Genomic DNA, 6,235 nt, shown 5'->3' on the forward strand with positions numbered 1-6,235 from the left:
CTCCTTGCTTGGATGATCGCGCCCGGCATGCGCATCGGGTGCCGGTGCCATGGACGCTCGTAGCACCACAGGTCGGGTTGGAAGCTCGGGACCGGCTCGAAGCCGGTCGCCCTCATGATATCGCGTCCGGCCACGGTTGACGGCTGCGCATAGCAATCCGCGCCGCGAAATCTTAGCTGTCGCAGGTGGGCCGCGGCCTTGCCGAGACCAGCGATGCCGCGGCCCGTCGCCGCGATCGCCCAGATGTAGATGGCAGCAACCTCCTCCTCCGCGGAGGCGAGATAGTGCGTCTCCGGCGCGGTGAGACATATCTCATCGAGCAACAACGCATCGTGCCCGCGGTCGCTCAGAAACAGGAAGGCCATGCCACCGACCAGCTTGCCGTTCCGGCTGAAAGCCAGGATGCTTTGAGGATCGAAAGTGAAGTATTTTGCAAGCTCTGCCGTCCCGATCTGCACGCCGGGCACCAGCCGGCGCGCCATCTCGGAAAGCGCGGCAATTTCAGAAAATTGCGCACAACGGACATCGACGTCCGAACTGAGCGGCAGCGCGTCGAAATCATGCCTTGCGGCAAAGGAGCCCCTTTCCATACCCTGATCGCCCTTCTATCGTTCGCGGCTTTCGTGCCCCGCTATGTCGAGCTTAGCGGTAGGGGATCAGGAGTATGCAGCAGTTATTGCACCGGGGTGCTGCGATGATGCAGCACCGTGAAGAAGCCCTGGACGCATCCTGGGACGATTTGAAACTATTTCTAGCGTGCGCGAAATATAAAAGTTTTCGCAACGCCGCCGAAGAACTCGGCCTCACCTCAACGACGCTGATGCGCCGGATCGACCGGCTCGAAGAGAGCATCGGCTGCAAGCTGTTCCTGCGCGACCAGAGCGGGCTCACGCTCAGCGACGAAGGCACCGCGATGATTGCCGACGTCGCGCATATGGAGCGTCACGCCTTCAACGTCTTCCGGCGCGCATCGCGCTCGTCGAACGATACGTCGGGCACCGTGCGCGTCGCAGTGACGGAAGGCCCCGGTAATTTCTGGATCCTGCCGCGGCTGATCGATTTCCAGAAAACCTATCGCAAGATCACCGTCGATCTGCGCTGCGCGATGGAGCAGGCCGACGTCGCGCGGCTCGAGTCCGATATCGCGATCCAGCTCGAGCCGCCGACCAACCCCGATCTGATCGTCGCAAAGCTCGGCCGTCTGCACATCTACCCCTTCGTCTCCAAGGAGTACGAAAGCCTCTACGGCCTGCCGACGACGCTCGCTGAATTGAAGAACCACCGCATCATCAAGCAGAGTGCTCCGCAGGTCGACGACGGGGCCTACGCCCGCGTGCTCGGGCTCAAATCGCTCGAGGGCATCGTCGGCATCAAGACCAACTCCTCGGTCGGCGTACTCTATGCGGTCGAGCGCGGCGCCGGCATCGGCTTCCTGCCGACGGTGTCGATCGCGCTCGGCGCACCGTTCATTGCCGTCGATCTCGGCGTGAGCCACCACGCCGACCTCTGGCTCACCTATCACAAGGAGTTTCGCGACTCCGAGCGCCACAAGATCGTGATCGACTGGCTGAAGAAGATCTTCGATCCCAGGACTTATCCCTGCTTCCGCGATGAGTTCATCCATCCGAACGCGCTGGTGCCGATGATGACGGCCGCGCGCGAAGGCTTTGGGCTCACCGGTTACATCGCAGCGACGCCGACATAGGCGCAGGCGAGCTGCGCCTCACCACCGATATTCGAAGCCGACCGTGCCCTGGTGCGAGGTGAGCTCGTTGCGGAACTTGCCGTCGTAATTGATGTAGAGCCGCGCGGTGTTGGTCAGGCTGAGCGAGGCGGAGGCGCCGGCATCCATGCCGTAGCGGCTCTCGCCGATGCCGGGCACGACGATGCTCGCGGTCCCCAGGCTGACCTGGACCGAGCCAAGGTTCTGGTAGAAATTGTCGACGAACTTGCCGTAGGCCGAGAGATCCAGAATCTTCTGGCCGAAGATGAAGTAGCGCCCGACCTCGGCCCCGATCATGACACGCGCGCGCGAGAGCGCCGTCGAGCCGACGTTGAGTGGATCGAGGCCACCGGCCTCCTGGTACGCCGCACTGGTGGCGCGGACATATTCGAGCGCGCCCTTGGGCACGACGCGCATCTGATCCTTGGTCCAGTAGTAGCTGATCTCCGTCAGTGCGCCGTCGAYCGCGGCATGATAGCCGGCGGTGGCAAGGCCAAAGCCGGTGTCCCGGCTGGAACGGACCTTGCCGAAACCGTGCACCACCGCGAAAGCCCAGGTCCACGGACCCTTGTCGATGGAGCCGTTGAAACCGACCTGGGTCAAATCGAGCGTTGCCGACTGGAGCGCGAGCGGCACGTCGATATCGGTGTGGCTCTGGTCGACGGAGAAGCCGATGTTGACGCCCGGCGCAAGCCGCGCACCGAAGCCGGCGACGCCGCCAACGGTCTTGCGCTTGTCGCCGACGAAATCGCCCTGCGCATCGGTTCGGACCGAGATGCCATAACCCTCGAACCAGGTGCGGTAGCGCGGATCCTCCGTGCTCTCGGACGCGCCGCCACCGCCGGGATTGGTACGCAGCGATCGGTCGATGCCGCCCGACGCCCGGTTGCCGAGCCGCTCCAGGAAGTTCGATCCGAGATCGAGCGTGGTCGCACTCGGTACCGGAATGGGAGTCGGTGATGGTATCGGCGTGGGTGTCGGCGTCGGCGTCGGGCTCTGTGCAAAGCCTGGCGTGGCCGCCGACATCATCGCGACGAACGCAACAGCCATCGCAATCGCAACCCGGCGGACGCGGTCCAACCCGGTCGTCTGCCGTGTCCCGGAGGGCTGCGATGGGCAGCTCATGACCACAAATCCCGAAGCAAAATGGCGGCGCGCAAAAATGCAACACGAGCGGCGCTCGCATGCCACGATTTGCGCCGAACTGTTACAGAGGGTCAACCGGCTGGGGCCTCCAGACGAGGGTGATTGCTCCCGATTGTGGTTCCGCGGCCACAGGTCGGAAATTGCAGACGGGCACTTCCGGTTGGGGTCTTGAAATTCGCGCGCGGCTTGCTAATGCGCGATTTTCGTGTTGCAATATCGGACACAATCGGAATTGGCCGCTCGACTGTGCGTTTCGCGACATTGAGACTCAAGACTCGAACAGACTTCCGGAAGCCCGTTTGTGGCGTGGCACGCGAAAAGCGGCCGCGTCTTTTTTTTTATCTAGCGGAGGAGACTAGCGATGCCGCAAAAGGGCACCGTCAAATGGTTCAACCCGACCAAGGGCTATGGGTTCATCAAGCCGAACGGCAGCGACAAGGACGTGTTCGTCCACATCTCCGCCGTCGAGCGTGCCGGACTCTCCACCCTCAACGAAAACCAGGTGGTTGAATACGACCTCGTGGAGAACCGCGGAAAATCATCCGCGGAAAACCTCAAGGTCTCCTGATCTCTCGTCTCACACGCGAGACATCACGACGTTGCCCCCGGCTCTGCCGGGGGATTTTGTTTGTGACGACGAAACGCGCGGCGCCTCAGCGCACCACGGGCGCAATCAGAAAATTCTCCGACGGCCCACTTCCCGCTGTCTTGCAGACATCGCCCTCGATCAGGACCTTGCCGGTCGCCAGCAGCCGTAGCGCTTCCGGATAGATGCGGTGCTCGACTTCGAGGATGCGCTCCGACAGCGTGTCCGCCGTATCGTGGTCGCTGACGGGAACCGCGCCCTGCATCACGATCGGGCCGGCATCAGTCTCGGGGATGACGAAGTGCACCGTCGCGCCAGACAGTTTCACACCGGCGCGCAGCGCCTGGCCGTGCGGGTCGAGGCCGGGAAACGACGGCAGCAGCGAGGGATGGATGTTGAGCATCCGCCCGTACCAGGACTTGGTGAATTCGGCCGTAAACAGGCGCATGAAGCCGCCGAGACAGATCAGCTCGATGCCGTGCTGATCGAGCGCGGCCTGCAGCACCGCCTCGAAGCCGGCGCGGTCCTTGCCGAACGGCTTGCTCTCGATCACCAGGGTCTTTACGCCGCCCGCCCTGGCCCGTTCGAGCCCGAGCGCGTCGGCCTTGTTCGAGATCACGAGCGAAATCTCCGCCGGAAAATCCGGCGCGGCGGCAGCCCTGATCAGGGCCGACATGTTTGAGCCGCGGCCGGAGATCAGGATGGCGACGCGGCGCTTCATCACAGCGCCAGGTCGAGGTGGCCGTTATAGACGACACGGTGCTCGCCCTCGGCCGGGATCACGGTGCCGAGCTGCGCCACGGTCTCGCCGGCGTCGGCGAAGACCTCGATCACCTTGTCGACCTTCTCCGGCTCGACGATCGCGATCATGCCGATGCCGCAGTTGAAGGTGCGCAGCATTTCGAGCTCGGCGATGCCGGCCTGCGCGGCCAGCCATTTGAACACCGGCAGCACCGGCAGGCGTTCCAGATCGATGCCGACGCCAAGATTCTTCGGCAGCACGCGCGGAATATTGTCGGTGAAACCGCCGCCGGTGATATGGGCGAGCCCCTTCACCGCGCCGGTCTCGCGGATCGCGCGCAGGCAGGATTTGACGTAGAGGCGCGTCGGCGTCAGCAGCGCACCGCCGAGCGTCATGACGGGCGCGAACGGCGCCTGCGCCCCGAAGCCGAGGCCGGACTGCTCGACGATCTTGCGCACCAGCGAGAAGCCGTTGGAGTGCACGCCCGACGAGGCGAGACCGATCACGGCGTCGCCCGCGGCGATGTCCTTGCGCGGCAACAGCGTCCCGCGCTCTGCGGCGCCGACGGCAAAGCCGCCGAGGTCATAGTCGCCGTCCTTGTAGAGGCCGGGCATCTCGGCGGTTTCGCCGCCGATCAGGGCGCAGCCCGATTCCCGGCAGCCTTCGGCGACGCCGGCGACGATCGCGGCCGTCGCCTCCGGGTCGAGCTTGCCGCAGGCGAAATAGTCGAGAAAAAACAGCGGCTCGGCGCCCTGCACCACGAGGTCGTTGACGCTCATGGCGACGAGGTCGATGCCGATCCCGCCATGCAGGCCGGTCTCGATCGCGATCTTGACCTTGGTTCCGACGCCGTCGGTGGCGGCGACCAGGACGGGATCCTTGAAACCGGCCGCCTTGAGGTCGAACAGGCCGCCAAAGCCGCCGATCTCGGCGTCGGCGCCGGGCCGCGCGGTGGCGCGCACCATCGGCTTGATCAGATCGACCAGGCGGTTGCCCGCGTCGATGTCGACGCCTGAATCGGCGTAAGTGAGGCCGTTTTTGCGGTCGGTCATGCCCGATTTCCAGTGGGTTTGCGGCTGGTTACGTCGAATTCCGGGGACGCGCAATGGCTCGCATGGCGCTCGGCGCCATACTATGTAGATATCAACGGGTTCAGCCTTCAAAGAGGCCGGATTCGAGGTCAGGCCGGGTGCCGGGAAGCGCCGCGTGAGTATTCCGAACATCATTACCCTGGGCCGCATCATGCTGGTCCCGATCATTGTCTGGGCCATCGTGTCGAGCCAAATGGAGGTGGCTTTCGCCGTCTTCCTGATCGCCGGGATCAGCGATGCCGTGGACGGCTTCCTCGCCAAGCGCTTCAACATGACAAGCGAGCTCGGCGCCTTGCTCGATCCGCTCGCTGACAAGGCGCTGCTCGTCTCGATCTATATGTCGCTCGGCATCTGGGGCGCGATTCCGCGCTGGATCGTGATCCTGGTGGTATCCCGCGACATCATGATCGTCGCCGCCGTGATCGTGTCCTGGCTGTTCGACCGGCCCGTCGAGATGAAGCCGTCGAAAGTGTCGAAGCTCAACACGGTCGCCCAGGTGGCATTCGCAGCGCTGGTGCTGGCGGCGCTTGCCTTCGGTTTCAAGCCGGCGCCCTATGATATTATCCTGATGGGTCTCGTCACGATCTTCACGCTCTCCTCCGTGTCGCTCTATCTCGTCGAGTGGGTGCGGCACATGAGCACGATCGAGGCCAAATGAGCGTGAACCGGCCCGCAAAGGGCCAACTCACGCCCGATAGGTCGAATCTTTCAACCGAGGCCGGCCGTCCGGCATGGAGCAAAGCAAGCGTGGCAGGCCGCGTTCACCCCCGACAATTGGCGTTCTCGCTTCCGCACGCGGAGAGCCTCAGCCGGGACAATTTCCTCGAAGGCCCCGCCAACGCTGCCGGCCTTGCCCTGATCGACGGCTGGCCGGAATGGCCGAACCGGATCATGTGGCTGGCCGGCCCCGAAGGCAGCGGCAAGAGCCATCTCGCCGCGATCTGGGC

7 protein-coding genes and 1 pseudogene are annotated in these 6,235 nt (G+C 64.0%); 4 read left to right on the plus strand and 4 right to left on the minus strand.

The annotated features are described in order from the left end of the window. Positions 1-590, minus strand: a 590-nt coding sequence (locus AC1D00_RS21965) for a hypothetical protein (protein WP_477012104.1), incomplete at its 3' end; no start/stop codon positions are given. A gap of 74 nt (positions 591-664) precedes the next feature. On the opposite strand from AC1D00_RS21965, the gene AC1D00_RS21970 reads away from it, so the two are divergent. Then, entirely contained in the window at positions 665-1,705 is a 1,041-nt protein-coding gene (locus tag AC1D00_RS21970; RefSeq protein WP_027542949.1) for a LysR family transcriptional regulator, read from the plus strand. Positions 1,706-1,723: 18 nt separating this feature from the next. Here AC1D00_RS21970 and AC1D00_RS21975 read toward each other — a convergent pair whose 3' ends face one another. Further along, positions 1,724-2,848 (minus strand): autotransporter outer membrane beta-barrel domain-containing protein, encoded by a 1,125-nt coding sequence (locus tag AC1D00_RS21975; RefSeq protein WP_477012105.1) that lies wholly within the window; start codon positions 2,846-2,848, stop codon positions 1,724-1,726. A gap of 382 nt (positions 2,849-3,230) precedes the next feature. On the opposite strand from AC1D00_RS21975, the gene AC1D00_RS21980 reads away from it, so the two are divergent. Then, positions 3,231-3,437: a cold-shock protein gene (locus AC1D00_RS21980; protein ID WP_008129967.1), complete on the plus strand. Its 207-nt coding sequence runs from the start codon at positions 3,231-3,233 to the stop codon at positions 3,435-3,437. Positions 3,438-3,522: 85 nt separating this feature from the next. Here AC1D00_RS21980 and purN read toward each other — a convergent pair whose 3' ends face one another. Together purN and purM are read right to left on the minus strand one after the other, a co-directional pair. Then, positions 3,523-4,176, minus strand: coding sequence for a phosphoribosylglycinamide formyltransferase (gene purN / locus AC1D00_RS21985; protein ID WP_477012106.1), 654 nt, complete (start codon positions 4,174-4,176; stop codon positions 3,523-3,525). Continuing rightward, positions 4,176-5,249: a phosphoribosylformylglycinamidine cyclo-ligase gene (gene purM, locus AC1D00_RS21990; RefSeq protein ID WP_477012107.1), complete on the minus strand. Its 1,074-nt coding sequence runs from the start codon at positions 5,247-5,249 to the stop codon at positions 4,176-4,178. The genes purN and purM overlap by 1 nt, the downstream gene beginning before the upstream one ends. A gap of 154 nt (positions 5,250-5,403) precedes the next feature. Between purM and AC1D00_RS21995 the strand changes: the two genes are divergently transcribed. Together AC1D00_RS21995 and AC1D00_RS22000 are read left to right on the plus strand one after the other, a co-directional pair. Next, entirely contained in the window at positions 5,404-5,946 is a 543-nt protein-coding gene (locus AC1D00_RS21995) for a CDP-alcohol phosphatidyltransferase family protein (protein WP_027542953.1), read from the plus strand. Positions 5,947-6,035: 89 nt separating this feature from the next. After that, positions 6,036-6,235, plus strand: a pseudogene (locus tag AC1D00_RS22000) (chromosomal replication initiator DnaA); the annotation flags it as partial.

Source organism: Bradyrhizobium sp. P2_E8 (genome assembly GCF_056403875.1).

What these genes read in the sequence shown, in the direction of transcription:
- AC1D00_RS21970 (WP_027542949.1), top strand. Translation starts at nt 665, where the DNA reads ATGCAGCAGTTATTGCACCGGGGTGCTGCGATGATGCAGCACCGTGAA.
- AC1D00_RS21980 (WP_008129967.1), top strand. Translation starts at nt 3,231, where the DNA reads ATGCCGCAAAAGGGCACCGTCAAATGGTTCAACCCGACCAAGGGCTAT.
- purN (WP_477012106.1), bottom strand. Translation starts at nt 4,176, where the DNA reads ATGAAGCGCCGCGTCGCCATCCTGATCTCCGGCCGCGGCTCAAACATG.
- purM (WP_477012107.1), bottom strand. Translation starts at nt 5,249, where the DNA reads ATGACCGACCGCAAAAACGGCCTCACTTACGCCGATTCAGGCGTCGAC.